The sequence below is a fragment of the Caballeronia ptereochthonis genome, from assembly GCF_001545075.1.
Lineage (GTDB): Bacteria > Pseudomonadota > Gammaproteobacteria > Burkholderiales > Burkholderiaceae > Caballeronia > Caballeronia ptereochthonis.
This window is the reverse complement of record NZ_FCOB02000005.1, coordinates 168,569-192,757: the sequence shown is the minus strand read 5'-3', so window position 1 is coordinate 192,757 and position 24,189 is coordinate 168,569. Positions and strand designations below refer to the sequence as shown.

Below are 24,189 nucleotides of genomic sequence, written 5' to 3'. Positions count from 1 at the left end.
TCGCGAGACCGCCATGCGCCATTCGTTCGATCTTTCGCTCTATCTCGTGCTCGATCCCGTGCAGTGCGGCGGCCATGACGCGGCGCTCGGCGTCGCACGCGCGGCGCTCGAAGGCGGCGCGACGCTCGTGCAATTGCGCGCGCCGGAATGGCACAAGCGCGCGTGGTTCGACCTCGCGCGCGAGCTTCTGCCGATCACACGCGCGCACGGCGTGCCGTTCGTCATCAACGATCATGTCGACGTCGCGCTCGCCGTCGGCGCCGACGGCGTGCACATCGGCCAGCGCGATCTGCCCGCCGGCCTCGCGCGGCGCCTGCTCGGGCCGGTTGCGCTGATCGGCCTTTCGGTGTCGAATCTCGTCGAAGCCGCGGACGCGCAAGGGCTCGCGGGCGTCGTCGACTATCTCGGCGCGGGCCCGGTGTACGCGACGCCGACCAAGACCGACGCCTCCGCGCCGTGCGGCATCGACGGACTCGCCGCCATCCGCGCCGCCACGCGCTTTCCGACCGTCGCGATCGGCGGCATCCAGACGCACAACGCCGCCGACGTGATGCGCGCGAAACCCGCCGGCCTCGCCGTGGTCTCCGCGATCTGCAAGGCGGCCGACCCGCGCGATGCAGCCGCGGCCCTGCGCGCCACCATCGCGCGCGCTCAAACCTGATCCTGCCATGGCCGCAACGAAACCCATTCCCAATGTGCTCACGATCGCCGGCTCCGATTCGGGCGGCGGCGCGGGCATCCAGGCCGATCTGAAGGCCTTCTCCGCGCTCGGCGCATACGGCGCGAGCGTCATCACGGCGCTCACGGCGCAGAACACGCGCGGCGTCAGGGCGGTCCATGCGCCGGAGCCGTCGTTCGTCAGCGCACAGCTCGACGCCGTGTTCGACGACATCCGCATCGACGCGGTGAAGATCGGCATGCTGGCCAACGCGGGCATCGTGCGCGCGGTCGCCGATGCGCTCGAGCGCCACCGGCCGCAGCATGTCGTGCTCGACACGGTGATGATTTCGAAGAGCAATCACGCGCTGCTCGCGCCGGAGGCCGTCGCCGCGCTGCGCGACGAACTGCTGCCGCTCGCGACGCTCGTCACGCCGAATCTGCCCGAAGCGGCGGCGCTGCTCGGAGCCGAGACCGCCGCCGAGGAAGACGCGATGGTCCGTCAGGGCGAAGCACTGCGCGCGCTCGGCGCGCAGGCCGTGCTGATGAAAGGCGGCCATCTCGCCTCGTCCGAAAGTCCCGACTGGCTGATCGAGCCGAGCGGCGCGCTGAGGCTCGGCGGCGCGCGCGTGCCGCTCAGGAACACGCACGGCACGGGCTGCACGCTGTCGTCGGCGATCGCGGCGCTGATTCCGCAGACCGACGATCTCGCGAGCGCCACCGCCGAGGCAAAGCGCTATCTGACCGGCGCGATCGAGGCGAGCGTGCGGCTCGACGTCGGCCATGGCGTCGGGCCGGTGCATCACTTCTTCCGCTGGTGGTGACGCGCGGCTTGATCAGGGCGTCGATGCGGCGAACGCGCGCGCCTGTTCCGGCCAGTCGTCCGGCACGATGAAACCGCGCGATTCCTCGACCCAGCCGCCGGACTCGTCTCGCGCGTAGGCGGCGATCATCGTCGGCGCGACGGTGGCTTCCAGACGCGCCCGGATCGCCACCGACTCCGCCACGAGCGACTCGGCGGCCGTCGTGTCGAGCCGCCGCGACGCGAGCCATGCCATGCGCGGCTGCACGACCCATGCGCGGTCGTCGTTCGCGTCTTCGGCGCGGGCCTCGCGCCATTCGGACGCCGTCAGCCACCATCCGCGCAGATGATCGTCGCCGATCTCCCGCGCGGGCGCGACGCCATCGCCGTGCAGTCCGTGATAGAACAGCCTGCCCTTTATATACAGCTGCGCGTGCCACGGCCCGGCGAAGCCGAGCCCGGCGAACTCAGCGCGCGAGGTCAACGCGAGTTGATGCGTGAGCAGCCGCGCGTGCTTCAGATCGAAGCGATCCTGAAGATTCGGCCCGACGTAATCCGACAGACGCGCCGCCCGTGAAGCCTCGCCGTCGCCGATGTGCAGGTAGAACTTCACCGCCAGCTCCCAATGCAGGCGCTCGCCGCTCGCCGCTTCGAGCAGAAAATCGCATTCGCCGATGGTGCGGCGCTGACGCCGCAGCGGCACGTTCGCCGCGACGAGGCGCGCCGCCGGTCCGTGAGCGAGGAAGTATCGGAGAAGGCTTTCGGCATAGATGCCGAGGCGCGTGAACTTGGGATTGCGCGCGTGATCGTGAAGCGCCTGGGGCGCGGCATCGAGCGATGCGAGCCACGCGAGCGTGGCGTCCCGCTCGGCCGATGTCGCGAACGGCCGCGCCAGGGCGGCGTCGCCTTCGCGCAGCAAATCGGGCGCGAAGAGCAGCCAGGCGAGATCCCGAACCGTGACGTCGCCGAAACGATCGACGAGACGCGCGAGCTCGCTCGCCTGGGCGGCCATCAGACGCCGCCCTTCTCCGCCCCTTGCTCGACGCCGAGCGCCGCGAGCGCATCGCGGTAGGTATTGCGCGCGAGGCAGAGATCGGCCCAGGCCTTCGACTTGTCCTGAAGGCTGCGCAGCAGATATGCCGGGTGATACGTGACGATGACCGGCACGCCGCGGTACTCATGCACGCGCCCGCGCATCGACGCGATGCTGGCCTCGTTCTTCAGCAGGCTTTGCGCGGCGAAGCGCCCCATCGCGACGATCACCTTCGGCTTCACGAGCTCGACCTGCCGCTGCAGATAGGGCTCGCAGCGCGCGACTTCATCGGGTTCGGGATTGCGGTTGCCGGGCGGGCGGCACTTGATCACGTTTGCGATATAGACGTTCGATTGCCGCGACAGCGTGAGCGCGCGCAGCATGTTGTCGAGCAGCTTGCCCGCCTGGCCGACGAACGGCTCGCCCTGCTTGTCCTCGTTCTCGCCCGGCGCTTCGCCGATCAGCATCCAGTCGGCCTCGCGGTCGCCGACGCCGAATACCGTGTTCGTGCGCCGTTCGCACAGGCGGCAGCGCTCGCAGTTCGCGACGCGCTCGGCGAGGGCGTTCCAGTCGAGCGTGTGGACGTCGCTGGGCGTATCGACGACGACGGGTTCCACATGGGCCGGAACATCGTCGGTCCAGGGGAGATCGTCGTAGGCGTCGAGGGGCGGTGCTTCGGTATCGCCCGATGCGGCTTGCGGCGCTTCGCTGCGCGCCGCATCGGGCGGCGCCGGCTCGCGTGACATGTCCGCCGGCGCTGCTGACGGCATCGCGGGCGCAGCCGGCGCGCTCGCCACGGCGTCCGTCTCGCGCGGCGCCGCCGGCACGGCCTGCCGCCGGACCCAGACCGGCCCGATTCCCAGCTCCTCAACCAGCGATTCATCGAGCGCCATGCGCACTCTCCTTCGAAAACGACAGACGCATGACGATTGCGTCCTCGCGCGAGCGATGCCGCGCGGGGTAATAGTTCTTGCGGCGCCCGATGGCGGTAAAGCCGAAGCGCTCGTAAAGCTGGATCGCGCGAGGATTGGACGGCCGCACTTCGAGCAGCACGCCTTCGAGCTTTTCCGCGCGCGTGATGCGCACCGCTTCGCGCAGCAGCGTGAGACCCGCGCCCGCGCGCTGCGCGGACGGCGCGACGCACAGGTTGAGCAGATGCATCTCGTCGACGACGGGCATCAGCACGCAATACCCGATCAGTGCACCGGTCACGTGCCGGAGGCAGACGCCGTAGTAGCCGTTGCGCAGCGAATCCTGAAAATTGCCGCGGCTCCAGGGAAACTCGTAGGCGAGCTTCTCGACGATGGCGACTTCGTCGAGGTCGGCTTCGGTCATCGGCGTGAGATACCGATCCGCCAGCAGCACGCCGCTCACCGCAGCGCCTCCTCGCGTGCCTGCATGCGCTCGGCCGTGGTCTGGGCGACCTTGTTGCGCACATACTCCGGCGCGGCGTGTTCGGGCGCGACCGTGCGGCCCGCCAGCAGCGCGCGCAAGCCGATCAGCGCGACGGGCAGCGCATGCGGCAGCGCCTCGCGATCGACGCGCGCTGCCGCTGCCACCGCCGGCAGGCGATCGCCGAACGCGGCCGCGGCGTTGCCGGCGAGCGCGAACGGCGCAGCGGGCAGCGGCAGCGCGTCCGGAGCATCGAGCGATGCGGGATGCAGCGTGCGCCAATCGCCGGTGGCGGCGTCGAATTCGTAGTCGGCCCAATAGACCTCGTCCATGCGCGCATCGAGCGCCGCGAGCACGCGCGGCGGCAACGCGGAATCGTGGAGCCGTGCCGCTTCCGCGCATGCGAGCAGCGTGCTCACCGGCACGACCGGCACGCTCAGGCCGAACGCCAGCCCCTGCGCGACGCCCGTCGCGGTGCGCAGGCCGGTAAACGACCCCGGGCCCGCGCCGAACGCGATTGCGGCGCAGTCGGCGAGCGCCAAGCCGGCGGCGTCGAAGAGCTCGCGCACGGCGGGCAAAAGACGCGTGCTCGATACCGCGCCGGTCACCTCGTGGCGAAACCAGACGCGCGTGTTGCCGCTCGCGTATTGCGGCGCGGCGGCGGACCGGATGGAGGCGGAAGCGGAATCGTCGAGCAGGAGCGCGACAGAGCAGAACTCCGTCGAGGTGTCGAGGGCGAGCAGAACGGTGCGTGTCATAGCCGGTATTGTAATGCGGGACATGCGCCGGATTTGCGCCATCGACGCAAGCGGACCGATCCGAATCGCACCTGGAAGACGTCCTCGGTTGGAGGAAAGCCTCGACGGGCCGCGCGCGGCCGGCTTGCTAAGATCGTCCGCGCCTGTATTTACAACAACGGAGCACGCATGACCGATATCGATCAGCAATTCGCGCAAGCCCAGACCGATGTGACTCAACTGCCCGAGCGCCCCGGCAATCTCACGCTGTTGCGTCTCTACGCGCTCTTCAAGCAGGCGAGCCTCGGCGACGTGCAAGGCGACAAGCCCGGCTTCACGGACATCGCCGGCAAGTACAAGTACGAAGCGTGGGAAGCGCTGAAGGGCACGCCCGCCGATGACGCCAAGGCGCGCTACGTCGATCTCGTCGAGTCGCTCAAGCGGGGCGAAGCGGCCTGAGCGGGCGGCCGGACCCCGGCATGAACCATGACCGCGCCCTCCGATGCCCGGAGATGGCGCGGGAATGCGTCAAAATGTGGCGCGGTGCAGCAAAATCCGATATACTTGCGATTCGGTGCCCGACTGCGAGTTGCAAGCTTCATCAGCAAAGCCTCGCGCAGCAAGGCGCTTCGTAGCGTTTCGCTCCAATCCAGTTTAGAAACTGTCCCCTCCCTGCTAGGCCGTTGCGCCGAAGTTTGCGCGCAAAGTGTTTCGCGGCCCGTCATGCATCAGGCTGACGTCAGCTCCCGTCGATCGACTGGGCCTGTCGTATCCGATACAGCTTCTAACAAAGATACTCGCCGCATGTTCGCGCGAGTGGCCCCCGTTTTTCGATTTGCACGCTGTTTCTTCGCTCGCTGAATCCAACGACTTGGGTATGCCGATTGGCGCCGACGCCTTATTCCCCGTTTCAAGGATCGACATGACTTCGAGCTTCACCGCTAGCCCGTTGGACAACATCGCAGCACAAGCAATCGGCATCACGCCCGCCACCGACGCCCCGGCCGCAGACAAGCCCGCCGGCCCCACTTTCGAATCACTCGGCCTTTGCGCCGAAATCCTGTCCGCGCTGACCGCCGCGGGCTACGAATCCCCGACGCCCGTGCAGCAGCGCGCGATTCCCGCCGCGCTCGCCGGCCGTGACCTGCTCGTCTCCAGCCCGACCGGTTCGGGCAAGACGGCGGCATTCATGCTGCCCGCCATCGAGAAGTTCTCGCAACTGCAGAAGCTGGAAGCGCAGCAACCGCGCCCGCCGCGCGACGCGAACGCGGCCCGCGGCCGTCGTCCGCAGCCGGTCGCACGCCCGCAGCTGCTCGTGCTCACGCCGACGCGCGAACTCGCAATGCAGGTTTCCACCGCCGCGACCGCGTACGGCAAGCACCTGCGCCGCCTGCGCACCGTCAGCATTCTCGGCGGTGTCGCGTACGGTCAGCAGTTGATGCTCCTCGCGAAGAATCCGGAGATTCTCGTCGCGACGCCGGGCCGTCTCATCGATCACCTCGAGCGCGGCCGTATCGACCTGTCGAACCTGAACATGCTCGTTCTGGACGAAGCCGATCGCATGCTCGACATGGGCTTCATCGACGACATCGAGAAGATCGTCGACGCGACGCCGGCCACGCGCCAGACGCTGCTGTTCTCCGCGACCATCGACGGCAAGATCGCGTCGCTGACCGGACGCCTGCTGAAGGATCCGGAGCGCATCGAGATCGTGCAGAAGCTGGAAGCGAGCGGCAACATCGCGCAGACCGTGCATTACGTCGATGACCGCGACCACAAGGATCGTCTGCTCGATCACCTGCTGCGCGACGCCGGGCTGGATCAGGCGATCGTCTTCACGGCGACGAAGAGCGACGCCGACCTCATCGCCAATCGTCTCGCCGACGCGGGCTTCGAATCGGCCGCGCTGCACGGCGACCTGCCGCAAGGCGCGCGCAACCGCACGATCCGCGCGCTGCGCGAGCGTCGCGTGCGCGTGCTCGTGGCGACGGACGTCGCCGCGCGCGGCATCGACATTCCGGGCATCACGCACGTCTTCAATTACGACCTGCCGAAGTTCGCGGAAGACTACGTGCACCGCATCGGCCGCACGGGCCGCGCGGGCCGCAGCGGCATCGCCGTGAGCCTCGTGCATTACGCCGAGATGGGCGCGCTGAAGCGTATCGAACGCTTCGTGCGTAATCCGCTGCCGGTGAACGTCGTGGCGGGCTTCGAGCCGCGCAAGGCGCCGCCCAAGGGCGGCTTCGGCGGCGGTCGCGGTCGTCCGGGCAATGGCGGACGCCGCTTCGGCGGCAACGGCAGCAATGGCGGCGGTCGCGGCTACGGTTCGGGCAGCGCCAGCGGCTACGGCAACAAGTCGAGCGCCGGCGCCCGTGAAGGCGGCTACCGCGGCGACGGCGGCGGCTACCGTGGCGGCAACGGCGACGGCGGCTATCGCGGCGGCAATCGCAGCGAAGGCGGCTACGGTCAGCGCGACGGCTACGGCGCGCGCCGCAACGACGGCCCGCGCGCACCGCGACGCGGCAGCTAAGCCGCTCCGGGAAACGGTTTCGTACACCGTTTCCACGGCCGCAAAACAAACCGATGCCTCGTGCATCGGTTTTTTTTCGCCCCGTCGCCATATTTCACGATACGCAATGGCCTTTTGCGTCGCAAAAGATGTGCTGCGCGGCACAAACTCATCCGTTGCAAGATAGAAAACAACGTTCCGCAATACGGAATGAAAAACATAAGGCATTGAATTTATTAGATAAAAATATTCCACATTTCTTCTTCCCAGGGGTGTTTCGCGAGGACTCGGTTGCCTAGACTCTTATATAAGAGTTGAGCAAACGCAGGCTGCCGGATACGGCGCGTCGGAGCTCAAGTCGTCGAACATCGATTCAGGATTCGCCGTTCAGTCCAATCTCAAGGAGAAACGCCATGACCTCTCGTCAACAACAAGCTCAGCAACTCCAGCAGCAATGGGAAACCGATCCGCGCTGGAAGGGCATCAAGCGCGGCTACTCGGCGGATGACGTCGTGCGCCTGCGCGGCTCGGTGCCGATCGAGCACACGCTCGCGCGCCGCGGCGCGGAGAAGCTGTGGGCGTCGATCCACGAGGAGCCGTTCGTCAACGCGCTCGGCGCGCTGACCGGCAACCAGGCGATGCAGCAGGTCAAGGCCGGCCTCAAGGCGATCTACCTGTCGGGCTGGCAAGTGGCCGGCGACGCCAACGTCGCGGGTGAAATGTATCCGGACCAGTCGCTGTATCCGGCGAATTCGGTGCCGCTCGTCGTGAAGCGCATCAACAACACGCTCACGCGCGCCGATCAGATTCAATGGTCGGAAGGCAAGAACCCGGGCGATGAAGGCTACATCGACTATTTCGCGCCGATCGTGGCCGATGCCGAAGCGGGCTTCGGCGGCGTGCTCAACGCGTTCGAGCTGATGAAGGCGATGATCGAAGCCGGCGCCGCGGGCGTGCACTTCGAGGATCAGCTGGCCTCGGTCAAGAAGTGCGGCCACATGGGCGGCAAGGTGCTCGTGCCGACGCGCGAGAACGTCGCGAAGCTGACGGCCGCGCGTCTCGCGGCGGATGTCTGCGGCGTGCCGACGCTGCTCGTCGCGCGCACCGATGCCGAAGCCGCGGACCTCGTCACGTCCGACATCGACGAAAACGACAAGCCGTTCCTCACCGGCGAGCGCACCGTGGAAGGTTTCTTCCGCACGCGCCCGGGTCTGGAGCAGGCGGTGTCGCGCGGTCTCGCCTATGCGCCCTACGCCGACCTCGTGTGGTGCGAAACCGGCAAGCCGGATCTCGAATACGCGAAGAAGTTCGCAGAGGCGATCCACAAGGAATTCCCGGACAAGCTGCTGTCGTACAACTGCTCGCCGTCGTTCAACTGGAAGAAGAATCTGGACGACGCGACCATCGCCAAGTTCCAGCGCGAGCTGGGCGCGATGGGCTACAAGTTCCAGTTCATCACGCTCGCGGGCTTCCACGCGCTGAACTACTCGATGTTCAACCTCGCGCACGGCTATGCCCGCTCGCAGATGAGCGCGTTCGTCGAGCTGCAGCAGGCCGAGTTCGCCGCCGCCGACAAGGGCTTCACGGCGGTCAAGCATCAGCGCGAAGTGGGTACGGGCTATTTCGACGCGGTCACGCAGACGGTCGAGCGCGAAGCATCGACGACCGCCCTGCACGGCTCGACCGAAGACGAGCAGTTCTTCGACAAGAAAGTTGCCTGAGGGCAGGCCCGGCAGGTTGAATCAGGGAGAGCGGTGAAAGCGGCGGCGGCCGCGGCGCATGCAGGATCGCGCCGCGGCCGCTGCTCAAAAGCAAGCGCATCGCGAACGCGGCGCGCTTTCTTTTGAGATCGGGGTCTCACCGATAAACGATGACGGGAATCTTGGTGTGCGTGAGCACGCGTTGCGTCTCGCTGCCGATGAGCAGGCTGCCGAGCCCGCGCCGTCCGTGGGAAGCCATCAGGATCACGTCGCAACCATTCTGCTCTGCCGCGTCGATGATGCCGATATACGGCGCGGCCTCGATGCTCGTCACGCTCGTACAGGGCACGCCGGCGCTTTCGGCGGCGCGCTCCACCGCGCGCAGATGTTCACGCGCTTCGTTCTCGGCGCGGGCGTGGAAGTCGTCGGGCGGCTCGACGGCGACATCCGCGAACGGCGAGTAAGGATATTGCGGCAGGCACGCGTAAGCCGTGATGCGCGCGCCAACGGATTGCGCGAGATCGATCGCGCCGTCGATGGCTTTCTGCGACAGCTCGGAGCCGTCGGTCGGCACCAGGATGTGCTTGAACATGGCGTCCTCCTTGGAACGTCGGTGGCACGCTCTTATTGTAGTAACGGGGGCGGGAGCGGAGGAAATTTCGACGCATTGGCGCGGCGAAGCGTCGCTCCGGGGCAGAACGTATCCGCGCCTGCCGGAGTGCGTCGGCGGCAAGCGCCTGCACGGCAGGCACGGGCGAGATGCCGCTGGCCGGACCGATTTCGTGACGACGGAGCTTGCATAGGAATCCGTATCGTTCGTCCGGTGCATGGGTACCGGACGATTGCCGGCGCATCCCGGCGGACGGCCTATCCCCAATATCCCGGAGCGTTGTATGTATGCTTGAGCAGGTCGAGAAACAACCGCACGCGCAACGGCAAATGCCTTCTCTGCGGAAACACCGCATGAATGCCGATCGGCGGCGCGGCGAACGCATCGAGCACGCTCACGAGCCGGCCCCCGCCGATGTCCTCGCCGACCTCCCACCACGAGCGCCATGCAAGCCCGCGGCCTTCCAGACACCACTCATGCAGCACCGCGCCGTCCGAGCATTCCATCGTGCCGGAGACCTTGATCGTCACGATCTTGCCGTCCTGCTGAAACACCCAGCCGCGCTGCTGATTCGCCGACGCCCCGAGCGCAAGGCAATTGTGGTGCGCGAGCGCCGCGAGATCGGCGGGCTTGCCGCGCTGGGCGAGATAGTCCGGCGACGCGACGCACACGCGCCGGTTTTCTCCCAGCTTCAACGAAACCAGCGACGAATCCGGCAACTCGCCCAGACGCACCGCGCAGTCGAATCCTTCGTTGACGAGATCGACCATGCGATCGGTCAGATCGAGGCTCACGGAGACATCCGGATGTTGCGCGGTGAACTTCGGCACGAGCGGCGCGACGTGCCGCCGCCCGAAACCGGCGGGCGCCGACACGCGCAAATGCCCGCTCGCCTTCACGCCGCCCGCCGACACGCTCGCCTCGGCGTTCTGCATGTCGTTGATGATGCGCTGGCAATCCTCGAGAAACGCCGAGCCTTCGAACGTGAGCGTGATTCTGCGCGTCGTGCGCACGAGCAGCTTGACGCCGAGCCGCTCCTCCAGTGCATCGAGCCGGCGCCCGATCACGGCCGGCGCGATGCCTTCCGCCTGCGCCGCCGCCGACAGGCTGCCTTTCGCCGCGACCGAGGCGAACGTTTCTATCTGCTTGAATCGATCCATGCGTGTTCGTCGTCAGTCGAAGTGTTCGCGCATAGATTAGGTATTAAAAAGTAAAAGATCAAGTGATGCTGCGGTGCTTTTTCCATCACGCAGATCACGAATACAATCGATTCCGACCTCTAACTGGAGCGCACGGCTATGTCGGCCATAACGACACACGCATCGTCCCCCGAATCGTCCAGACCTCCCCGCGCAGTCATCTTCGACGCCTACGGCACGCTCTTCGACGTCCACTCGGTCGTCGCGGCCGCCGAGCAGCTCTTTCCCGGTCACGGCGACGCGCTCTCGCAGCTCTGGCGCCGGAAGCAGATCGAATACACGCAACTGCGCACGCTCGCCGATCCGGCGGGCGGCCATTACGAGCCGTTCTGGAAGATCACGATCGATGCGCTGCGCTTCGCGGCCGCCCGCCTGAAGCTCGCCGACGCGCTCACGAGCGCCGCCGAGAAGCGGCTGATGGACGAATACGCGTGCCTCTCCGCATTCCCCGACACCGTGCCCGCGCTCAAGTCATTGCGCGACGGCCTGGGCATTCCCCTCGCGATTCTTTCGAACGGCAATCCGCCGATGCTCGATGTCGCCGTGAAGAGCGCGGGCATGAGCGGCCTCTTCGAACATGTGCTGTCGGTCGACGCCGTGCGCGCCTACAAGCCCGCCGCCGCCGCGTACGCGCTCGGCGCGCGCGCGTTCGGCGCGGCGGCGCGCGACATCATTTTCGTCTCGAGCAACGGCTGGAATGTCGTCGGCGCGACGTGGTTCGGCTACACGACTTTCTGGATCAACCGGGCCGGGCTGCCGATCGAGGAACTGGGCATCGCACCGCACGGCATCGGCCGCGGGATGGCCGAACTCGTCGCGTTCGTCGAAGGCGGCTGCGCGCAAGCGCAAACCGTTTCCCGCAGCCGCAGGGCAGGCAGCGCGCGCCGGCCACCCGGCACCTAGCGGCGCCGCATCGTCATCGTTTCATTGCATCAAGCAAAACCACTAGCAAAACCGTCTGACCGACCAAGGAGAAAACAATGTCGCAATCGTCGAATCCGCTCACGCTTCCGAAGGGCATGGCAATCTCGGCCGAGATCAAGCCCGGCTACGAGGCCATCCTGACGCCCGAGGCGCTCGAATTCGTCGCGACGCTGCATCGCCAGTTCGAGCCGCGTCGCCAGCAACTGCTCGCCGCGCGGGTCGAGCGCACCAAACGTCTCGATGCGGGCGAGCGTCCCGGCTTCCTCGAATCGACGAAATCGATCCGCGAAGGCGACTGGAAGGTCGCGCCGCTGCCGAAGGACCTGCAGTGCCGCCGCGTGGAGATCACCGGTCCGGTCGAGCGCAAGATGATCATCAACGCGCTCAACTCCGGCGCGGATTCGTACATGACCGACTTCGAGGATTCGAACGCGCCGAACTGGGACAACCAGATCGTCGGCCAGATCAACCTGAAGGATGCGGTGCGCCGCACGATCTCGCTCGAGCAGAACGGCAAGACGTACAGGCTGAACGACCAGGTCGCGACGCTGATCGTGCGGCCGCGCGGCTGGCATCTGGATGAGAAGCACGTCACCGTCGACGGACAGCGCGTATCGGGCGGCATTTTCGATTTCGCGCTCTTTCTCTTCCACAACGCGAAGGAGCTGATCGCGCGCGGCAGCGGCCCCTACTTCTATCTGCCGAAGATGGAAAGCCATCTCGAAGCGCGTCTGTGGAACGACATCTTCGTCGCGGCGCAGGAAGGCGTGGGCATTGCCCGCGGCACGATCCGCGCGACGGTGCTCGTCGAGACCATTCTCGCCGCGTTCGAAATGGACGAGATTCTGTATGAATTGCGCGAGCACAGCTCCGGCCTCAACGCGGGCCGCTGGGACTACATCTTCTCGGCGATCAAGAAGTTCAAGAACGATCCGGACTTCTGCCTCGCGGACCGCGCGAAGATCACGATGACCGTGCCCTTCATGCGCGCCTACGCGCTCGAGTTGCTGAAGACCTGCCACAAGCGCAACGCGCCGGCGATCGGCGGCATGTCCGCGCTGATCCCGATCAAGAACGATCCGGCCGCGAACGACCGCGCCATGGGCGGCGTGCGCTCCGACAAGGCGCGCGATGCCACCGACGGCTACGACGGCGGCTGGGTCGCGCATCCGGGTCTCGTGCCGGTCGCGATGGAGGAGTTCGTCAAGGTGCTCGGCGACAAGCCGAACCAGATCGGGAAGCAGCGCACCGACGTCCAGGTGACCGCGCACGATCTGCTCGACTTCCGTCCGGAAGCGCCGATCACCGAAGCCGGCTTGCGAAACAACATCAGCGTCGGCATCCACTATCTCGGCTCGTGGCTCGCGGGCAATGGCTGCGTGCCGATCCACAATCTGATGGAAGACGCCGCGACCGCGGAAATCTCGCGCTCGCAGGTGTGGCAGTGGATCCGCTCGCCGAAGGGCAAGCTCGACGACGGCCGCAAGGTCACGGCCGCGATGGTGCGCGAAATCACCATCGACGAACTGGAGAAGGTGAAGCAGAGCGTCGGCGGCGCGGGCACCGATACGAAGCCCTACGAGCGCGCGGCGAAGATCTTCGAGGAGATGTCCACCGCCGAGCGTTTCACGGAGTTCCTGACCTTGCCGCTCTACGAAGAAATCTGAGCGTTCGGGTACGACGGGAAAAAACGGCCTTCGGGCCGTTTTTTCGTTTCAGGCGTCCCATGGATCGAGCATGGCGTGTGCTACATTGCGCATCGTCTTTTCAACGATTCAACCGTGGAGCGCACTCACCGTGCGAACGACAGCATGAGCAACATCCAGCTCGATATCGAATGGACCGAAGCGGCATCGCGCAAGATCGAAAAACTGATGCCGCGCAACGCGAACAAGGACGCGTATCTGGCGCTGCCGCCAATCGAATGCCTGCCGAGCGAAGGCGACGTGCTCTTTCTCGGGCCGGCGGGCAAGCAGCAGCCGTTCATCGTCGCGGAGCGCCAGTATCATCACGACGGCGACGCCGACTGGACCATCATCCTGATCCTCGACGTCCCGCACGAGACACACTGAACGCGGTCGTTCATCGCTCAGAGCAATTTGCTCGCGACGCGGACCTCGCCGTGCTCGCACAGCTCCGGCGACTTGGCGCGAAACGCCTGAATATGTGCCGACTCGCCGTGCTTCGCCAGCGCGGCCTCGCTCTCCCAGCGTTCGACGAAGATGAAGCGCCGCGGCTCCTTGATGTCGCGGTGCAAGTCGTACTGCAGCGCGCCCGCCTCCTTTCTCGTCGGCTCGACATTGGCTTCGAGCACTTGCCTCAGTTCGTCTTCCCGGCCCGGCTTGGCGACAAAGATGGCGACGACGGCGACTTCCGACATGAGCGTTCTCCTTTCTTCAATGAAACGACGAAAGCACGAGCATAACCGCGCGCGGCGGGCGTTGCCGAAACGCTCGATCGCGCGCGCACAAGAAAAAGCCCGCGTTCCACTGGAAACGCGGGCAAAAACCGTCGCCCTACGAGGATAGGCGACGGGGCCATCGGGGTCCGCGCGCGGCGAACCAATCGTCTGTGCGTCGTGCAAGCCGCCCGGTGAATCGCGTCCGAGAACCCTTCGAGCGGTGCAGCGCGCCGTTGATGCAATGTACTGTCCGCCCGTCCCTTTCCTATAAGCTTTTGCGCACATTTCGCGATAGAAAGAATTGTCTGCGCAATTCGATTCCGAGCGTCGCATTAGCGTGCATCGTGAAAACGATCGTCTGACGATCGTTTGCGGGGCGGTCCTGGCGGATGGCGCAAACAAAAACCGCCTCGCGAAGGAGGCGGTTTTTACGGGATCGAGCCGAAGGAATCCGGCGGAGGAAGCGATCAGCTGATCTGGTCCGCAAGCAGCGCCATGATCTGACGCGCCTGAGGCGACGAATCGACTTCGCCCTTGCCGTCGACGATCGCGACGCGCGTCTGCTGCTCGGTGATCGCGCGCACGTTGATCTGATACTGCTTCGCCTTCATTTCCTTGCGGCCATGGAAGACCTGGCTCCAGAAGCCCTGCTGAGCCGACGACTTGTCGGTCGGATCCACGTAGCGCACGTAGTAGACGCCCTTGGTGCGGTCGCGGTCGTCCACGGTGAAGTTGGCGCGATCGAGCGCGATGCCCACGCGCAGCCACGCGCGGTCGTAAGCCTCCGGCAAAGTCAGTTGCGAGGACTCGGCCTCCGGCACGACCTCGTTCCTGATCGGCGAGTTGCCCGCGTTCGTGGCGTTCTGCGCGGCGACGGCGGCAGCCTTCGAATCGCCGCTCTTCGCAGGTTGCGCGCTCGCGCCGGTTGCGCCGGCCGCGGCCGACGTATCGAGCGGCGTCGCGCCACCCGAAGCCTGACGCTGATCGGCCATCGAGAGCGAGGACATCAGGCGCTTCAGATATTCGTTCTCTAGCGCCGGATCGTTCGGACGCGCCTGCCACTGGCTGGAATCGTTGTTCACGCCGGTCAGCGCCTCGCGCATGCCCTTCTGGCTGATGAACACGTAGGTGCCGCCGGCGGGCCCGGTCTCCAGCCGCGTGCGGTACTTGTTGCGCTCGGCCGTGACGTACGAGTTGCCGGTTGCCTTGGCGAGCGTGTCGCGAATCAGGCCGTCGGAAATCTGCGGATGGGTTTCGTTCCAGTCGGTTTCCATCACGCCCTTGTCGCGCTGATCGACGACGAGCAGAAAGCCCTGCTCCTGCCAGAAGCGGCGAATCTGCGGCCACACCTGGTCGGGCGTCTTGCCGTCGATGACGAGCCAGCGTTCGGCGCCGTCGCGCTGAATGCGCATGCCCGACACCGGCGGAACCACCGTGGGCGCGTTCGGTGCGACTTTCTGAATCTGCTGCAGATCGGAGAGCGTTGCCTGTCCGCCCTGCGGCGGCAGCGAGCGCTGGTCGGCCGCTTCGTCGAGCAGGTTCGGCGGAACGGCGAGAGACACCTGTTTCGAACGCTGATCGCTCTTGTAGTTGAACGCGTTGGGATTGGAGGTACCGCATCCCGTCACGATTCCGGCCACCGCGAAAAGCGCAGCCATCCGCTTGGTTACACGAAAATCTGTCATGTCTGGAAAGTCCTTCCGCTACGCCACGGGCGTTCTTCCGTGGATCAACCCGTTATTTTACCGGTCCGGCGCTCCGCCGTGCAAAAAGAGAGGCACATGCCCTCGAATGCCGCGTTCATCGCGCTCATGGAAATGTTGCTTTTCGACTTGGAAAGCTGCGTACGCACAGCAAATGACATGTCCGAAAACCATATTAGATTCGCTCCGCGCCGCCTTGACAATTTATGACATTCACCAAAAACAGCAATTTGGTCTTTAGCTTTTCGCAACGCTTTGATTCGTAGAGAAAATCGGCATCGCTTCTCACCTTCCGGGCCGCCTCGACGGTGCTTGCATCGTATATCGCTTTGCTCCGCCTTCACCTTAAGATCTCATCTTGAAAATAAGAAGAGTCTCGACTTACGGAGAGAAAGGGATGAAATCAATAAGAAATCCTGACTACATCGCAACCGTTCTGGCGATGGTCGCATTCGGCGTGACGACCGCTGCCCACGCTCAACTCGGCTCGACCGGGCGCGCCGGGGACGCGTCGCAGGGCGCCGTGACGCATCGGGCGCAAGGCGGACTCGTCGCTTATCACGAGACGACCGACGCGAACGGTATCGTCGTGCGTCAGTACCTCGATTCGAGCGGCACGGTGTACGCCGTGTCCTGGCGTGGACCGGCGATGCCCGATGTGCGATCTCTTCTGGGCACCTGTTTCGAGACTTTCAGGGAAGGCGCGAATGCGGCGATCGGCGAAGCGGGGTTGCATACGGCGCGCGTGGCGAAGGGCGATCTCGTCGTCGAGAATCGCGTGCGCCTGCGCGAGTTCAGCGGCCGCGCCTGGCTCGCAAGCGCGCTGCCGCCCGGCGTGAGCGCAACGGACATCCAGTAGGAGGCGAGATGAACGCACGCGCCCTTCTTGCGATGCCCGCGCTCGCACTCTGCGCGCTGTTCCAGGCCTGTGGCGGAGGTGGAGGCTCGGGCGGCGGCACAACGACGAGTCCCGCTCAGGCGAGCGCACCGGCGACGGCAGGCGTCCCCGCGCAGCCCGCGAGCGCGCCCCCCGCGCCGCACGCCGCCGGCACGACCGTGACGCAATCGACGACGCCCAACGTCCAGCCGGTCACCGTCACCCGCACGCCGACCAGCACGCGCAACATGCTGCAAACGAGCGTGACGATCTGCGTCCCGGGCACGAACACGTGCCAGACCATCGACGGCATTCAGGTCGATACGGGTTCGCACGGCCTGCGAATCCTGGCGTCGGCGCTCGGTCCGTCGGTTTCGCTTCCGCTCGTTTCGGGCAGCAGCCAGAACTCGGTCATCGCCGAATGCGCCGTGTTCGGCTCGGGCTATACCTGGGGCGCAGTGCGCCAGGCCGACGTGAAGCTCGCAGGCCAGGTCGCGGCCTCGACCTCGGTGCAGGTCATCGCCGATAGCGCGGTGCCCGGCGCCGCCCAGGACTGCGGCCAGTCCGGTCTGCCGATGCTCACTGCGTCGTCGTTGCGCGGCAACGGCATTCTCGGCATCGGCCCGTTCGTCGCCGATTGCGGCGGCAGTTGCGCGGCCTCGGCCATGCCGCGCTGGTATTACCGCTGCGGCCCGGACGGCTGCGCGGCGAGCACGATGGCGGTGACGCAGCAGGTCACCAATCCGGTCGCGAACTTTTCCAGTGACAACAACGGCGTGCTGATCGAATTGCCCGACGTGCCGGACAACGGCGCATCCACCGCGACGGGGACGATGACCTTCGGCATCGGCTCTCAGTCGAACAATCTGCTCGGCTCGGCGACGGTGCTCGAGTCGGACTCGGTCACGGGCTATGTCACGACGGATTTCGGCGGCAGCCAGTACGGATCGAGCTTCATCGATAGCGGATCGAACGGCTTCTTCTTCCCGTCGACGACGCTCGCCCTATGCGGCGCGTGGTACTGCCCGGCGACGACGCAAACCTTCTCCGCCACGATCCGCTCGCCCAGCGGCGCGCAAAGCGCGGTCAGCTTCTCGGTGGCCCAGTCGACGGCGCTGTTTGGCACGGGCAACTTCGCCTTCGACAATCTCGCCGGCACCGCCAGCGGCTACTTCGACTGGGGCTTGCCGTTTTTCTACGGCCGACGCGTCTTCACGGCGATCGAGGGCCGCGCGACGCCCGCGGGCGCCGGACCGTACTATGCGTTCTGAGCCGTGAAGGATCAGAAAAAAAGCCGCCTCCGGATTCCCGGAGACGGCTTCGCGTCGCGCTTGTCGAGCAGCCGGGCAATTACGCCTTGCGCTCCTCGTCGAAGATCTTCTGCGCGAGATGGAACGCCGAATTCGCCGCCGGCACGCCGCAATAAACCGCCGTTTGCAGCAGCACTTCCTTGATCTCGTCCTGCGTGACGCCGTTGTTCTTCGCGGCGCGCAGATGCAGCGCGAGTTCCTCGCCGCGGTTGAGCGCGACCATCATCGCGATCGTGATGAGGCTGCGCGTATGACGCGGCAGGCCCTCGCGCGTCCAGATCTCGCCCCACGCATAGCGCGTGATGAAGTTCTGGAACTCGGTCGTGAGCTCCGTGCGATTCGCGAGCGACCGGTCCACGTGCGCGTCGGACAGCACCGCGCGGCGGACCTTCATCCCGGCTTCGTAGCGTTCGTCGTCGGTCATTGTCATGCTCCGAGGAAGTCGAGGACGGCGCGCGTGTAATCGTCGCGCTTTTCGATGTTCGACAGATGCGCCGCGTCGAGTTCGACGTAGCGCGAGCCGTCGATGTAACCCGCCAGCTCGCGGCCCTGCTCGGCTGTCGTCGACAGGTCGTGCGTGCCCGCGATGACGAGCACCGGCAGCTTGATGGTTTTCGCTTCATCGCGCAGATCGGCGTCGCGGATCGCTTCGCAGTTCGACGCGTAGCCATCGCCCGAGGTGTGACGGAAGACGTCGCGGATGTTGGCGAGCACGAGCGGCTCGCGCTCGATGAACGGCGCGGTGAACCAGCGCGCGATTACGGCGTCGGTGAGCGCGGGCATGCCGCCCGGCTCGCGCGCCTTCGCGGCGCGCGGCGTCCACACGGCGTCCGAGCCGATCAGCGCGGCGGTGTCCGAGAGCACCACGCGCGAGAAGCGCTCCGGGTGACGCGCGGCGAGGCCGATGCCGGTCAGCCCGCCCATCGACAGGCCGCAGTAGTTCGCGCGCTCGATTTTCAGATGGTCCATCAGGCCGATCACGTCGCCGATCAGCTGATCGATCGTGTACGGCCCCGGTGGCACGTCCGAATGGCCGTGGCCGCGCGTGTCGTAGCGTACGACGCGATAGTGCTGCGCGAACGCCTCGATGTTCGGCGCCCACATCGAGACATCGGCGCCGAGCGAATTCGACAGCACGAGCCACGGCGCATTGTCGCCCGCCGTGGCATCGATGCGATAGTGAATCCGGGTACCGTTCACTTCGGCAAGAGGCATGTTTTACCGCTCCTGTTCCTTTGAGTTAGCGTGTGCGATCGCCGCAGCGACGAACGCCTGCGCCTGGCCGACGTAGTTCGCCGGATCGAGCAATCGTTTCAGTTGGTCCTGCGCGAGATGGCGCGCGACGGTTTCGTTCGCGACGAGTTCGTCGAAGAGCGACGTGCCGTTCGCGACCGACGCTTTCGACGCCTGTTCGACGAGCTTGTGCGCGTCGAGCCGGCCGATGGCGTCGCCGAGCGCGAGCATCACCGCTTCGCCGAGCACGAGGCCGTTGGTCACGTTCAGGTTACGCGCGAGACGTTCGACGTTGACTTCCATCGCCGGGACGATGCCCTTGATGTTTGTCAGCGCGCCCGCCGTCAGACGCGCGAGGTCCGGCAACGCTTCCCACTCGGCCTGCCAGCCGCCCAGTGCGCGCTCGTGCTCCTGCACCATGCCCGCGAAGATGGTCGCGACCAGGTTCGGCGCACGCGTCGCCGCCGTCAGCACCGCCGCGCAGCCCACGGGATTGCGCTTGTGCGGCATCGTCGACGAACCGCCCTTGCCCGCCGCCGCCGGCTCGGCCACTTCGCCGAGCTCCGTCTGCATCATCAGCGAGATGTCGCGGGCGATCTTGCCGAGCGTGCCGGTCAGCATGCCGAGAAACGACGCGGCTTCCGCGATGCGATCGCGCTGCGTATGCCACGGCAGCGCGGGCAACTTCAGGCCGAGATCGTCCGCAAGCGCTTTCGCGACCGGCAGTGCCTTCTCGCGCAAACTCGCGAGCGTGCCCGCCGCGCCGCCGAACTGCAGCACGAGCGCGCGCGCCCTCAACTCGCCGAGACGTTCACGATGGCGCGTGATTGCATCGAGCCATTGCGCGAACTTGAGACCCAGCGTGATCGGCAGCGCCTGCTGGAGCCACGTGCGGCCGATCATCGGCGTCGCACGATGCTGGTTTGCCTGCTGCGCAAGTGCGTCGGCCAGGGAGCGCAGGTCGGCATCGAGCAGATCGAGCGCCGCGCGCAACTGCAGCACGAGGCCCGTATCGATGATGTCCTGGCTCGTCGCGCCCCAGTGCACGTACTTCGCGGCTTCGGCATCGCTCGCCTTCACGACGGCCGTCAGTTGCTTGACGAGCGGAATCGCGAGATTGCCGCCCGCCGCCGCGCCGGTCATCAACGCGTCGGCGTCGATGTTGTCCGCGCGACACGCCGCGACGATCGCGTCCACGGCACTCGAGGGAATCACGCCATGCAGCGCCGAAGCGCGCGCGAGGGCGGCTTCGACGTCGAGCATCGCCTGCACGGTCGCGCGCGGCGACCACACGGCGTTCGAGTCCGCGTTGCCGCAGATCAGGTCGGTGAGACGTCCGGTCGACGAGAACATGCCGTCAGACACGCTCGATGATCATCGCGATGCCCTGGCCCACGCCGATGCACATCGTGCACAGCGCGAAACGGCCGCCGGTGCGCTGGAGCTGATAGCTCGCGGTGGTCACGAGACGCGCGCCGGAAGCGCCGAGCGGATGGCCGAGCGCGATCGCGCCGCCGTTCGGATTCACGCGGGGATCGTCGTCGGCGACGCCGAGCATGCGCAGCGTCGCGAGACCCTGCGAGGCGAACGCCTCGTTCAGCTCGATCACGTCCATCTGGTCGATGGTCATGCCGAGGCGCTTGAGCAGCTTCTGCGACGCCGGCGCCGGACCGATGCCCATCACGCGCGGCGGCACGCCGGCGGTCGCGATGCCGAGAATGCGCGCGCGCGGCGTGAGGCCGTTGCGCTTCGCGGTTTCCTCGTCGGCGATGAGCAGGGCGACCGCGCCGTCGTTTACGCCCGAGGCGTTGCCCGCCGTCACGGTGCCGTCCGGACGCACGACGCCCTTCAGCTTCGCGAGCGCTTCGAGGCTCGTCTCGCGCGGATGCTCGTCCTGTGACACGACGATCGCATCGCCCTTCTTTTGCGGGATCGTCACCGCGACGATTTCCTGTGCGAGCGTGCCATCTTTCTGTGCGCGCGACGCCTTCTGCTGCGAACGCAGCGCGAACGCGTCCTGATCGGCGCGGCTCACCTTGTAGTCGTCCGCGACGTTCTCGGCGGTTTCGGGCATCGAATCGACGCCGTACTGCTTCTTCATCAGCGGATTGATGAAGCGCCAACCGATGGTCGTATCGTGGATCTCGGCCTGACGCGAGAATGCGCTCGTCGCCTTGCCCATCACGAACGGCGCGCGGCTCATGCTTTCGACGCCGCCCGCGATCATCAGGCTCGTCTCGCCCGCCTTGATCGCGCGCGCCGCGACGCCGATCGCGTCCATGCCCGAGCCGCACAGGCGGTTGACCGTCGAGCCCGGCGTGCCGACCGGAAGGCCGGCCAGCAGCGCGGACATGCGCGCGACGTTGCGGTTGTCTTCGCCGGCCTGATTCGCGCAGCCGTAGATCACCTCGTCGATGGCTTCCCAGTCCACTTCCTTGTTGCGCTCGATGAGCGCGCGCAGCGGCACGGCGCCGAGATCGTCGGCGCGCACGGAGGACAGCGAACCGCCGTAACGGCCGATCGGCGTGCGGATGGCATCACATACGAAAGCTTCTTTCATCTCTTGCTCCGGTTCTCTTGTATCTTTCAGGCGGCTTCGGACAGCGGCGCGTATTGCAGCGGCACCTTGGCCAGCTTCTGCAATTCTTCGAACGACAGCCCTTCCACGATCTCGCGCACGACGAAGCCTTCCGGCGTCACGTCGAACACGGCGAGATCGGTGTAGACGCGGTCCACGCACTGCACGCCCGTCACGGGATACGAGCACTCGGCGACCAGCTTGCTTTCGCCCTGCTTCGTGAGCAACTCCATCATCACGTAAACCTGCTTCGCACCGATCGCGAGGTCCATCGCGCCGCCGACGGCCGGAATCGCGTCGGGCGCGCCGGTGTGCCAGTTGGCGAGATCGCCCGTCGCCGAAACCTGGAACGCGCCGAGCACGCAGAAGTCGAGATGGCCGCCGCGCATCATGGCGAACGAATCCGCGTGATGGAAATACGCGCCGCCCGTGAGCAGCGTCACGTGCTGCTTGCCGGCGTTGATGAGTTCGTCGTCTTCCTCGCCCTTGGCGGGCGCCGGGCCCATGCCGAGCAGGCCGTTTTCGCTGTGCAGGAAGATTTCGCGGTCGGCCGCGAGATGATTGGCGACGAGCGTCGGCACGCCGATGCCGAGATTCACGTATGCGCCTTCGGGAATGTCCGCGGCCACGCGCTTGGCCATTTCGTCACGAGTGAGTTTCTTCATGGCTTTTCGTCCTTCTTAGGCTGCGAGTTCGGCTGCATGCACCGCTTGCGGCACTTCCACGACGCGCTGCACGAAAATGCCCGGCGTCACGATGTTTTCGGGGTCCAGCTCGCCGAGCGGCACGACCTTCGACACCTGCACGATCGCCGTCTTCGCGGCGCTCGCCATGATCGGGCCGAAGTTGCGCGCAGTCTTACGATAGACCAGATTGCCCCAGCGGTCGCCCTTGAATGCCTTGATGAGCGCGAAATCCGCGTGCAGCGGGGCCTCCAGCACGTAGTGCTTGCCGTCGATCACGCGCGTTTCCTTGCCTTCCGCGAGCCTGGTGCCGTAGCCCGTCGGCGTGAAGAAGCCGCCGATGCCCGCGCCGGCCGCGCGGATGCGCTCCGCGAGATTGCCCTGCGGCACGAGCTCCAGCTCGATTTCGCCCGCGCGATAGAGCGCGTCGAAGACGTACGAATCGGTCTGACGCGGGAACGAGCAGATGATCTTGCGCACGCGCTTCGCCTTGAGCAACGCCGCCAGGCCCGTATCACCGTTGCCGGCGTTGTTGTTGACGATCGTGAGCTCGCGCGCGCCCTGCTCGATGAGCGCGTCGATCAGCTCGGACGGCATGCCCGCCGTGCCGAAACCGCCGATCATGATGGTCGCTCCGTCGTTGACGTCGGCCACGGCCGAGGCGAGCGAATCGAAAATCTTGTTGATCATTGCCGTTCTTCTCCAGTCTGAGCGCCGCTTTGCCTTCACGCGCCCGTCCCGAACTCGGGGTTTACCTGCTCGAAATCAGACTTGCATCAAAATGTTCGTCATGCGAACATGGATTCGTTTAGCGAACATCGGCATGGTAGTCCTGCATTCGTTGTCGTGTCAACGAAGCATGTGCAAACTGCGGGTTTTCACGGGGTCGCCGCCCGTTCGCGCTTTCCGGACAAGCCTTATGAAGAATCCAGCTCCGCTCAAACAGGATGCCGGGTCGCAGGACGCGCCATCGCGGCCCGGCGACGCGTACGTTCAGTCGTTCGCGCGCGGGCTCGCGGTGATCCGCTCCTTCGATGCGAACCGCCCCGCCCAGACGCTGACGGACGTCGCCGCCGCGGCGGGGCTCACCCGCGCGGGCGCGCGCCGCATCCTGCTGACGCTGCAGGCGCTCGGCTACGTCGAAGCGGATGGACGCCTCTTTCAACTTACGCCGAAAATCCTCGACCTCGGTTTCGCGTATCTGACCTCGATGCCCTTCTGGAATCTCGCCGAGCCGGTGATGGAGGAGCTCGTTGAACAGGTGCACGAGAGCTGCTCGGCGGCCGTGCTGAACGGCGCGGAAATCGTCTATGTGCTGCGCGTGCCTACGCACAAGATCATTACGCAGAATTTGTCGATCGGCAGCCGCCTGCCCGCGTTCTGCACGTCGATGGGCCGCGTGCTGCTCGCCGCCCTCGACGAAGCCCGCCTCGACGAGGCGCTCGACGCGAGTTCGCTCGTCGCGCGCACGCCGCGCACGATCGTCGACAGGCACGCGCTCAAGGAGGCGATCGCGGTCGTGCGCCGCCAAGGCTGGGCGATCGTCGATCAGGAACTGGAGGAAGGACTGATTTCGATGTCCGCGCCGATCCGCGACCGGCAGGGCCGCGTGATCGCGGCGTTGAACATCAGCGGCAATGCGCAGCGCAAGAATGCGAAGCAGATGGTGAAGGCGTTCCTCGAGCCGTTGCAGGAGGCCGCGCAGCGCGTGTCGGACATGGTCGCGCGGCGCGGCTGACCAATGACAATGGCACGCGTTGACGCGATGAGTGGCGCGCGCCAAGATCATTGGCGAGGCATCACGTTTTTCGTTATATCTCGTCCGACATGACGACCGTAAC

25 protein-coding genes are annotated in these 24,189 nt (G+C 66.0%); 11 read left to right on the top strand and 14 right to left on the bottom strand.

Annotated features, from left to right (window positions below):
* Nucleotides 1-13: 13 nt before the first annotated feature.
* Together thiE and thiD are read left to right on the top strand one after the other, a co-directional pair.
* Complete coding sequence (gene thiE / locus AWB83_RS07245; RefSeq protein ID WP_087043726.1) at nt 14-661, top strand: thiamine phosphate synthase; 648 nt, start codon at nt 14-16, stop codon at nt 659-661.
* Nucleotides 662-668: 7 nt separating this feature from the next.
* The gene (gene thiD, locus AWB83_RS07240; RefSeq protein WP_087043724.1) at nt 669-1,481 is read left to right on the top strand and encodes a bifunctional hydroxymethylpyrimidine kinase/phosphomethylpyrimidine kinase; all 813 of its coding nucleotides are present in this window, start codon (nt 669-671) and stop codon (nt 1,479-1,481) included.
* A gap of 12 nt (nt 1,482-1,493) precedes the next feature.
* Here the strand turns inward: thiD and AWB83_RS07235 are convergent, their stop codons facing one another.
* From AWB83_RS07235 to tsaB, 4 genes are read right to left on the bottom strand one after another with little or no spacing between them, the layout of a single operon-like run.
* A complete protein-coding gene (locus tag AWB83_RS07235) occupies nt 1,494-2,471 on the bottom strand; it encodes a DUF1853 family protein (RefSeq protein ID WP_087043721.1) in 978 nt (325 codons plus the stop codon).
* A complete protein-coding gene (locus tag AWB83_RS07230; RefSeq protein ID WP_087043719.1) occupies nt 2,471-3,385 on the bottom strand; it encodes a uracil-DNA glycosylase in 915 nt (304 codons plus the stop codon). The genes AWB83_RS07235 and AWB83_RS07230 overlap by 1 nt, the downstream gene beginning before the upstream one ends.
* Nucleotides 3,372-3,866: a ribosomal protein S18-alanine N-acetyltransferase gene (gene rimI, locus AWB83_RS07225; RefSeq protein WP_087043718.1), complete on the bottom strand. Its 495-nt coding sequence runs from the start codon at nt 3,864-3,866 to the stop codon at nt 3,372-3,374. Before rimI ends, AWB83_RS07230 begins: the two co-directional genes overlap by 14 nt.
* A complete protein-coding gene (gene tsaB, locus AWB83_RS07220) occupies nt 3,863-4,642 on the bottom strand; it encodes a tRNA (adenosine(37)-N6)-threonylcarbamoyltransferase complex dimerization subunit type 1 TsaB (RefSeq protein WP_087043716.1) in 780 nt (259 codons plus the stop codon). Before tsaB ends, rimI begins: the two co-directional genes overlap by 4 nt.
* A 168-nt stretch (nt 4,643-4,810) precedes the next feature.
* Between tsaB and AWB83_RS07215 the strand changes: the two genes are divergently transcribed.
* The 3 genes from AWB83_RS07215 (at nt 4,811) to aceA (ending at nt 8,851) form a co-directional block, all read left to right on the top strand.
* Nucleotides 4,811-5,080 carry an acyl-CoA-binding protein gene (locus AWB83_RS07215; RefSeq protein ID WP_087043714.1) on the top strand — a complete coding sequence of 90 codons (270 nt, stop codon included), beginning with the start codon at nt 4,811-4,813 and terminating at the stop codon, nt 5,078-5,080.
* Nucleotides 5,081-5,543: 463 nt separating this feature from the next.
* Entirely contained in the window at nt 5,544-7,151 is a 1,608-nt protein-coding gene (locus AWB83_RS07210; protein ID WP_087043712.1) for a DEAD/DEAH box helicase, read from the top strand.
* A gap of 392 nt (nt 7,152-7,543) precedes the next feature.
* Nucleotides 7,544-8,851, top strand: a complete 1,308-nt coding sequence (aceA, locus tag AWB83_RS07205; protein WP_087043711.1) for an isocitrate lyase — start codon at nt 7,544-7,546, stop codon at nt 8,849-8,851.
* A gap of 136 nt (nt 8,852-8,987) precedes the next feature.
* Here aceA and AWB83_RS07200 read toward each other — a convergent pair whose 3' ends face one another.
* Entirely contained in the window at nt 8,988-9,422 is a 435-nt protein-coding gene (locus tag AWB83_RS07200; protein ID WP_087043709.1) for a universal stress protein, read from the bottom strand.
* 275 nt (nt 9,423-9,697) lie between these two features.
* Complete coding sequence (locus AWB83_RS07195) at nt 9,698-10,600, bottom strand: LysR family transcriptional regulator (RefSeq protein WP_087043708.1); 903 nt, start codon at nt 10,598-10,600, stop codon at nt 9,698-9,700.
* A gap of 138 nt (nt 10,601-10,738) precedes the next feature.
* Between AWB83_RS07195 and AWB83_RS07190 the strand changes: the two genes are divergently transcribed.
* The 3 genes from AWB83_RS07190 (at nt 10,739) to AWB83_RS07180 (ending at nt 13,635) form a co-directional block, all read left to right on the top strand.
* Complete coding sequence (locus AWB83_RS07190) at nt 10,739-11,542, top strand: haloacid dehalogenase type II (protein ID WP_087043706.1); 804 nt, start codon at nt 10,739-10,741, stop codon at nt 11,540-11,542.
* A 77-nt stretch (nt 11,543-11,619) separates the two neighbouring features.
* A complete protein-coding gene (gene aceB, locus AWB83_RS07185; protein WP_087043704.1) occupies nt 11,620-13,230 on the top strand; it encodes a malate synthase A in 1,611 nt (536 codons plus the stop codon).
* A 144-nt stretch (nt 13,231-13,374) separates the two neighbouring features.
* On the top strand, nt 13,375-13,635 hold the full coding sequence (locus tag AWB83_RS07180; RefSeq protein ID WP_087043920.1) for a DNA-binding protein: 261 nt from the start codon (nt 13,375-13,377) through the stop codon (nt 13,633-13,635).
* Nucleotides 13,636-13,652: 17 nt separating this feature from the next.
* Here AWB83_RS07180 and AWB83_RS07175 read toward each other — a convergent pair whose 3' ends face one another.
* Entirely contained in the window at nt 13,653-13,943 is a 291-nt protein-coding gene (locus AWB83_RS07175; RefSeq protein WP_087043702.1) for a putative quinol monooxygenase, read from the bottom strand.
* Nucleotides 13,944-14,431: 488 nt separating this feature from the next.
* Nucleotides 14,432-15,649 (bottom strand): NlpB/DapX family lipoprotein, encoded by a 1,218-nt coding sequence (gene bamC, locus AWB83_RS07170; RefSeq protein WP_087043700.1) that lies wholly within the window; start codon nt 15,647-15,649, stop codon nt 14,432-14,434.
* A 415-nt stretch (nt 15,650-16,064) separates the two neighbouring features.
* On the opposite strand from bamC, the gene AWB83_RS07165 reads away from it, so the two are divergent.
* Together AWB83_RS07165 and AWB83_RS07160 are read left to right on the top strand one after the other, a co-directional pair.
* On the top strand, nt 16,065-16,526 hold the full coding sequence (locus AWB83_RS07165) for a DUF2844 domain-containing protein (protein WP_244197612.1): 462 nt from the start codon (nt 16,065-16,067) through the stop codon (nt 16,524-16,526).
* A gap of 8 nt (nt 16,527-16,534) precedes the next feature.
* Entirely contained in the window at nt 16,535-17,815 is a 1,281-nt protein-coding gene (locus AWB83_RS07160; RefSeq protein ID WP_087043696.1) for a DUF3443 domain-containing protein, read from the top strand.
* Between the two features lie 79 nt (nt 17,816-17,894).
* On the opposite strand, the gene pcaC is transcribed toward AWB83_RS07160, so the two are convergent.
* From pcaC to AWB83_RS07130, 6 genes are read right to left on the bottom strand one after another with little or no spacing between them, the layout of a single operon-like run.
* On the bottom strand, nt 17,895-18,278 hold the full coding sequence (gene pcaC, locus AWB83_RS07155) for a 4-carboxymuconolactone decarboxylase (RefSeq protein WP_087043693.1): 384 nt from the start codon (nt 18,276-18,278) through the stop codon (nt 17,895-17,897).
* A gap of 2 nt (nt 18,279-18,280) precedes the next feature.
* On the bottom strand, nt 18,281-19,069 hold the full coding sequence (gene pcaD, locus AWB83_RS07150; protein ID WP_087043691.1) for a 3-oxoadipate enol-lactonase: 789 nt from the start codon (nt 19,067-19,069) through the stop codon (nt 18,281-18,283).
* Nucleotides 19,070-19,072: 3 nt separating this feature from the next.
* Nucleotides 19,073-20,440, bottom strand: coding sequence for a 3-carboxy-cis,cis-muconate cycloisomerase (locus AWB83_RS07145; RefSeq protein ID WP_087043689.1), 1,368 nt, complete (start codon nt 20,438-20,440; stop codon nt 19,073-19,075).
* Between the two features lie 4 nt (nt 20,441-20,444).
* Nucleotides 20,445-21,647: a 3-oxoadipyl-CoA thiolase gene (gene pcaF, locus AWB83_RS07140; RefSeq protein ID WP_087043687.1), complete on the bottom strand. Its 1,203-nt coding sequence runs from the start codon at nt 21,645-21,647 to the stop codon at nt 20,445-20,447.
* A 26-nt stretch (nt 21,648-21,673) separates the two neighbouring features.
* On the bottom strand, nt 21,674-22,330 hold the full coding sequence (locus AWB83_RS07135; RefSeq protein WP_087043686.1) for a 3-oxoacid CoA-transferase subunit B: 657 nt from the start codon (nt 22,328-22,330) through the stop codon (nt 21,674-21,676).
* A 15-nt stretch (nt 22,331-22,345) separates the two neighbouring features.
* Nucleotides 22,346-23,038: a 3-oxoacid CoA-transferase subunit A gene (locus AWB83_RS07130; protein ID WP_087043683.1), complete on the bottom strand. Its 693-nt coding sequence runs from the start codon at nt 23,036-23,038 to the stop codon at nt 22,346-22,348.
* 229 nt (nt 23,039-23,267) lie between these two features.
* On the opposite strand from AWB83_RS07130, the gene AWB83_RS07125 reads away from it, so the two are divergent.
* Entirely contained in the window at nt 23,268-24,086 is an 819-nt protein-coding gene (locus AWB83_RS07125) for an IclR family transcriptional regulator (protein ID WP_087043681.1), read from the top strand.
* Nucleotides 24,087-24,189 lie beyond the last annotated feature (103 nt).

Coding starts and splice junctions, on each gene's coding strand:
- AWB83_RS07180 (WP_087043920.1), top strand. CDS start 13,375: ATGAGCAACATCCAGCTCGATATCGAATGGACCGAAGCGGCATCGCGC.
- AWB83_RS07195 (WP_087043708.1), bottom strand. CDS start 10,600: ATGGATCGATTCAAGCAGATAGAAACGTTCGCCTCGGTCGCGGCGAAA.
- thiD (WP_087043724.1), top strand. CDS start 669: ATGGCCGCAACGAAACCCATTCCCAATGTGCTCACGATCGCCGGCTCC.
- aceA (WP_087043711.1), top strand. CDS start 7,544: ATGACCTCTCGTCAACAACAAGCTCAGCAACTCCAGCAGCAATGGGAA.
- pcaD (WP_087043691.1), bottom strand. CDS start 19,069: ATGCCTCTTGCCGAAGTGAACGGTACCCGGATTCACTATCGCATCGAT.
- AWB83_RS07190 (WP_087043706.1), top strand. CDS start 10,739: ATGTCGGCCATAACGACACACGCATCGTCCCCCGAATCGTCCAGACCT.
- tsaB (WP_087043716.1), bottom strand. CDS start 4,642: ATGACACGCACCGTTCTGCTCGCCCTCGACACCTCGACGGAGTTCTGC.
- AWB83_RS07230 (WP_087043719.1), bottom strand. CDS start 3,385: ATGGCGCTCGATGAATCGCTGGTTGAGGAGCTGGGAATCGGGCCGGTC.
- AWB83_RS07135 (WP_087043686.1), bottom strand. CDS start 22,330: ATGAAGAAACTCACTCGTGACGAAATGGCCAAGCGCGTGGCCGCGGAC.
- AWB83_RS07175 (WP_087043702.1), bottom strand. CDS start 13,943: ATGTCGGAAGTCGCCGTCGTCGCCATCTTTGTCGCCAAGCCGGGCCGG.
- AWB83_RS07125 (WP_087043681.1), top strand. CDS start 23,268: ATGAAGAATCCAGCTCCGCTCAAACAGGATGCCGGGTCGCAGGACGCG.
- AWB83_RS07235 (WP_087043721.1), bottom strand. CDS start 2,471: ATGGCCGCCCAGGCGAGCGAGCTCGCGCGTCTCGTCGATCGTTTCGGC.
- AWB83_RS07165 (WP_244197612.1), top strand. CDS start 16,065: ATGAAATCAATAAGAAATCCTGACTACATCGCAACCGTTCTGGCGATG.
- AWB83_RS07210 (WP_087043712.1), top strand. CDS start 5,544: ATGACTTCGAGCTTCACCGCTAGCCCGTTGGACAACATCGCAGCACAA.
- thiE (WP_087043726.1), top strand. CDS start 14: ATGCGCCATTCGTTCGATCTTTCGCTCTATCTCGTGCTCGATCCCGTG.
- bamC (WP_087043700.1), bottom strand. CDS start 15,649: ATGACAGATTTTCGTGTAACCAAGCGGATGGCTGCGCTTTTCGCGGTG.
- pcaF (WP_087043687.1), bottom strand. CDS start 21,647: ATGAAAGAAGCTTTCGTATGTGATGCCATCCGCACGCCGATCGGCCGT.
- pcaC (WP_087043693.1), bottom strand. CDS start 18,278: ATGACCGACGACGAACGCTACGAAGCCGGGATGAAGGTCCGCCGCGCG.
- AWB83_RS07145 (WP_087043689.1), bottom strand. CDS start 20,440: ATGTTCTCGTCGACCGGACGTCTCACCGACCTGATCTGCGGCAACGCG.
- AWB83_RS07215 (WP_087043714.1), top strand. CDS start 4,811: ATGACCGATATCGATCAGCAATTCGCGCAAGCCCAGACCGATGTGACT.
- AWB83_RS07160 (WP_087043696.1), top strand. CDS start 16,535: ATGAACGCACGCGCCCTTCTTGCGATGCCCGCGCTCGCACTCTGCGCG.
- AWB83_RS07200 (WP_087043709.1), bottom strand. CDS start 9,422: ATGTTCAAGCACATCCTGGTGCCGACCGACGGCTCCGAGCTGTCGCAG.
- aceB (WP_087043704.1), top strand. CDS start 11,620: ATGTCGCAATCGTCGAATCCGCTCACGCTTCCGAAGGGCATGGCAATC.
- AWB83_RS07130 (WP_087043683.1), bottom strand. CDS start 23,038: ATGATCAACAAGATTTTCGATTCGCTCGCCTCGGCCGTGGCCGACGTC.